The organism is Gemmatimonas sp. (assembly GCF_044345575.1).
GTDB lineage: Bacteria > Gemmatimonadota > Gemmatimonadetes > Gemmatimonadales > Gemmatimonadaceae > Gemmatimonas.
The window spans coordinates 1-4338 of record NZ_JBIJAW010000276.1 but is presented as its reverse complement, the minus strand read 5'-3'; the positions used below and the strand labels follow the sequence as shown (position 1 = coordinate 4338).

Sequence of the window (4338 nt, the reverse complement as noted above, 5' to 3'; positions counted from 1 at the left end):
AAGCCGGACCTTCGTACCGGTCATCTCGGTGCAGGAGATGCAGTTCATCCGTGCCGAGGCGCTCTGGCGGCTCGGACGCGGCGCCGAGGCGGCCGCGATCATCAACCCCACACGCGTGGCGGCCGGGCTCCGTCCAGTGGATGCCAACGGCCCGCCGGCCGGTCGCGACTGCGTGCCGCGTCGTGATGACGGCACCTGTGGCTCGCTCTTCGACGCCATCCAGTACGAGAAGCGCATGGAGCTCTTCCCGTACGACGGCTACACGCACTACCTCGACGCGCGCGGTTGGGGTCGGCTCCTCCCGGGGACGCCGGTCCACATCCCGGTCGTCGGGCGTGAGCTCATCACTCGCGGCTTCCCCTGGTACACCTTCGGTGGACTCGAGGACACGCAGAACTCCGCGCAGCTGCCGAACGCCATGCGTCCCTGAGCGCACGCCGCGTTACGGAATGCAAAAGGCGCCGGCCTCCGATCGATGGAGGCCGGCGCCTTCGTGTATCAGGATACTCCCGGCGATCAGGGCTTCTCGGCCAGGTTCGCGCACCCCCAGACATTATCATCCGTGGGAGATACCTGCGGATCGAAGACGCGCACGTAGTACGGCTGCCCCGAGGTAAGCTTGGGGACATTGGCCGTGGCCGACCCGCCGCCATCCATCTGGCTCTGCAGCTGCGTGAAGGCCGCCTGCGGCGCGATGGGCGCGCCGTTGTCGCGGCACTGCCCGGCGACGATGTCCCACGCGATGCGCATATCGCGATTCACGTTGCGCACGGTGACGCGCACGCGGGACTGCTTCTCGCCGCGTGGCTCGATGGTGATGTCAGCCGAGCCGCCGGCGGAGCGAAGCGTGCTCACGGTGCCCACCCACTTGCCACTCTGGGCTGCGGCTGCGGACGGGCCCACCAGGGCGGCGGCGGTGACGATCAGGGCGAGACGTACACCCCGGACAATGGACGGATTCGGTTGGGCCATACATACACTCCGGATCGTGTTCAGCGGGAGAAAGTGTCGCAGAGAAGGTGCGCGCCGACCCGCGCGGCGGCAACTGTTGTGCGACACATGCCGAAAGGACCTCGGTCAGCGCCTGGTGGAATCGCTCAACACGGTGCGCGCGCTGATAGGTGTAGATCGGCGCGCCACCGCCGCCGCTCACCACTAGGACGCGCTCACTTCCGGAGCTGTTCGTAAATGAGCGACGTCTCCACGTGCAAGACTTCGGGTCTCGCCGTGAAGGCGCTGAGAATCAGATCGCGTAACGCATCGGAATCACGCACCGCCACGTGCACCAGAAAATCGTTCGCGCCGGCAACGTGGAACACCTGTACGGCTTCGTCGAGCGCGAGCATCGCCTCACGAAACGAGGCCACCTCGGCACTCGTGTGACGCTGTAGCCGCACCGCCACCAGTGCCTGCAGACCGGCCCCCAGTACCCGCGGATCTACCTCGGCATGGAAGCCGCGCACGACCCCGGAGCGCAGCAGGCGTTTCACCCGCTCGTGACAGCTCGACTCCGCCAGCCCCACACGCGCGGCCAACTCCTTGTTCGAGAGCCGCGCATTCTGCTGCAGGGCCACGAGAATGGCGCGATCTATTCGGTCGACCGCGCTTTCCTCGGCGTCCTGTCGAATTCTCTTCGGCTGATCTGGCTTCATAAGAAGAAAATTCTACCATTAAAGAGACAGGCACAGCAAGGATTCGCCTCACACTCCCCCGGAGCCGTCGACATGCGCTCACCTGCCCCCGCTTTCGGCCCGCAGTACCTCGACGCACTGGCCGTCCACGCCGGCCGCGAAGACTTCCTTTCGCTGGGTGTGCACGCGCCGCCCATCGATCTCTCGAGCACGTACCCCGTGCCCGACCCGGATGCCGGCACTGCCAGTTACGACGAGATGGCCGCTGGAGGGCTCCCGCAGGGGAGCGCCATTTACGCGCGCCTCCACAACCCCACGGTCGCCCGCGCGGAGCAGGCCGTGGCGCAGCTGGAGGGCGCCGAATCGTGTGTGGCCTTCGCCTCGGGCATGGCGGCGCTGTCGGCCGCGCTGCTGGCACTGGCGAGCGGGCGGCACGTGGTAGCGGTGCGTCCGCTGTACGGCGGCACCGATCACCTGCTCACGGCGAACCTGTTGCCGGTGCGGGTCACCTTTGCGGCCGCACACGAGGTGCGTGACGCCCTCTGCAGCGACACCGCGCTCGTGCTGGTGGAGACGCCCGCCAACCCGACCCTCGCCCTGCACGACATTGCCGCCATCGTGCACGCTGCCGGCGACGTACCGGTGATGGTGGACAGCACCTTTGCCACGCCGGTGCTGCAACGCCCGCTTGAACTCGGCGCGGCGCTCGTGATGCACAGCGCCACCAAGTTCCTCGGCGGTCACGGCGATGTGGTCGCCGGTGTAATCGCCACCAGCGAGGCGTACGCGCGGCGCTTGCGGCAGGTGCGCATTCTCACGGGAGGCATCCTGCACCCGCTCGCGGCGTTCCTGCTGCTCCGGGGGCTCCCCACCTTGCCCATGCGTGTGCGGCTGGCACAGGCGAACGCGCAGGCGCTCGTGGCGCGTCTGGCCGCGCACCCCATGGTGACGCAGGTGCACTTCCCCGGACACGACGGTAGCGACCCCACCGGACTCGTGGGCCGACAGATGCGCGGGCCCGGCTCGCTGATCGCCTTCGAAGTACGCGGCGGACATGACTGCGCCGTCGCGCTCATGAAGGCCCTGAAGGTGATCACGCCGGCGGTGAGCCTCGGCTCCACCGATTCGCTCATTCAGCACCCCGCCGGCCTCACGCATCGTTTGCTGGATCCCGCCGTGCGCGCGGCCGAGGGTATCACCGACGGCCTGCTGCGCCTCTCCGTTGGCCTCGAGGAACCCGATGCGTTGTGGGCCGATCTGGAGCAGGGATTGCTTGCGGCCACGATCTGTCTCGAGCAGGAGCACGCGGTGGTGTAGCGCCGAAACCCCGTTTCACCAACGGCGGACGCCATCAGGAACCGTACCGATTGGTCACTTGTTGGCACCATGTCGTCATCGGTTTCTCACCTCCAGCCCAAACGCCATGAGCAACGATCCAGCCGCTGACGCCGTTGACCGGCGCACCTTTGTCGGGACGACCGCAGCCTACTTTGTCGCAGCGGCCCTGACCGCCGCCTGTGGCGGGGCAACCACCGCCCCGCAGGGCGGTAACAGCACACCGGGCGGTGGGACGACACCGCCTGGCGGAGGAGGCGCCGGCACCGCGCAAGCCGGCGTCACCATCAGTGGATCATCGGTATCGATCAACGCCACCTTGGCTGGCATCGGTACCGCTGGACAATTCGTGATCCTCTCGGCCGTCGATGCCATTGTCATCAATGTCGGGAACGGCTTTGTGGCCCTGTCGAAGACCTGCACGCACAGCGGTTGTGGCCTTGCCCGCTTCAACAACGGCACGTCGTTGCTTGAGTGTGACTGCCACGGATCCCGCTTCCGCACCAGCGGGCAGGTTGCCACAGGTCCAGCCTCGGCACCGCTCCGCAACTATCCGGTCACCGTAAACGGCGGCGTGATCAGCTTCACGGTCTGACCATCGTCGCGCATGCGCTCACCGTGTTTCGGTAGGGCAAGGAACTCGGTTTGAACAAGACAGCGGACCGGAGTTCGGCACCCTGAAGAACGATTCCACCGGTGCGACGGGCGTGTGCTGCGTCCCGTCAGCGCCTGGTGGAATCGCTCAACACGGTGCGCGCGGTGCGATACGGCTGGAAATCACGCCCCCAGTCGACGCCGACCACGTCGAACGACAGCTCGTTGCCGTTCACGTGGACCACGAGGAAGTGATAGGGATTGTCACCCGTCTGCATACCGGGCTTCACGAGATGCGTGAGGCGCACCGAATCGGCGCCGGCGGCGCGGATGTAGGGACGCGTATCGGGTTCACCCTGATAGGTGTAGATCGGCGCGCCACCGCCGCCGCTCACCACATGATCGAGGCGTTGCGGTGCGCCGCTCGCATCGCGATAGCGCTCCACCCAGTGCTCGAACAGATGTTCGTGACCGGTGAGCAGCAGGCGCACCTTGTGCTTGCGGAAGAGCGGCATGTAGCGCGCCCGCACCGCGGCCGTGGGTCGCTCCACAATCGCGCCGCCATGCGGCCCTGACGAGAAGGCCGGGTGGTGCGAGAACACCACCACATGCTGGTAGCGCGTGCGGTCGAGCCCTTCGAGCTGCTGCTGCACCCACGCGTACTGCACCGAGTCTTCGGCGATGTTCGAATCGAAGGCGATCACGAACGTATTGCCGTAGCCGAACGCGTACGTGGGATAACCGCTCAGTCGCCGTGTGGCCCCGTCGGCCGGAATGA

Annotated in this window: 5 protein-coding genes and 1 pseudogene; 3 read left to right on the top strand and 3 right to left on the bottom strand. The window is 66.8% G+C overall.

Annotated elements, in window-relative coordinates:
* A pseudogene (locus ACIQ6O_RS13460) lies at positions 1 to 430 on the top strand (hypothetical protein); the annotation flags it as partial.
* 86 nt (positions 431 to 516) lie between these two features.
* On the opposite strand, the gene ACIQ6O_RS13455 reads toward ACIQ6O_RS13460, so the two are convergent.
* Together ACIQ6O_RS13455 and ACIQ6O_RS13450 are read right to left on the bottom strand one after the other, a co-directional pair.
* Entirely contained in the window at positions 517 to 972 is a 456-nt protein-coding gene (locus ACIQ6O_RS13455; RefSeq protein WP_396208303.1) for a hypothetical protein, read from the bottom strand.
* 194 nt (positions 973 to 1166) lie between these two features.
* Positions 1167 to 1652, bottom strand: coding sequence for an Lrp/AsnC family transcriptional regulator (locus tag ACIQ6O_RS13450; protein WP_396208302.1), 486 nt, complete (start codon positions 1650 to 1652; stop codon positions 1167 to 1169).
* 72 nt (positions 1653 to 1724) lie between these two features.
* Here ACIQ6O_RS13450 and ACIQ6O_RS13445 point away from each other — a divergent pair, with 72 nt between their 5' ends.
* Complete coding sequence (locus tag ACIQ6O_RS13445; protein WP_396208301.1) at positions 1725 to 2948, top strand: trans-sulfuration enzyme family protein; 1224 nt, start codon at positions 1725 to 1727, stop codon at positions 2946 to 2948.
* Positions 2949 to 3054: 106 nt separating this feature from the next.
* The gene (locus tag ACIQ6O_RS13440; RefSeq protein ID WP_396208300.1) at positions 3055 to 3561 is read left to right on the top strand and encodes a ubiquinol-cytochrome c reductase iron-sulfur subunit; all 507 of its coding nucleotides are present in this window, start codon (positions 3055 to 3057) and stop codon (positions 3559 to 3561) included.
* Between the two features lie 127 nt (positions 3562 to 3688).
* Here ACIQ6O_RS13440 and ACIQ6O_RS13435 read toward each other — a convergent pair.
* The coding region (locus ACIQ6O_RS13435; protein WP_396208299.1) for a metallophosphoesterase family protein at positions 3689 to 4338 on the bottom strand (650 nt) is incomplete at its 5' end.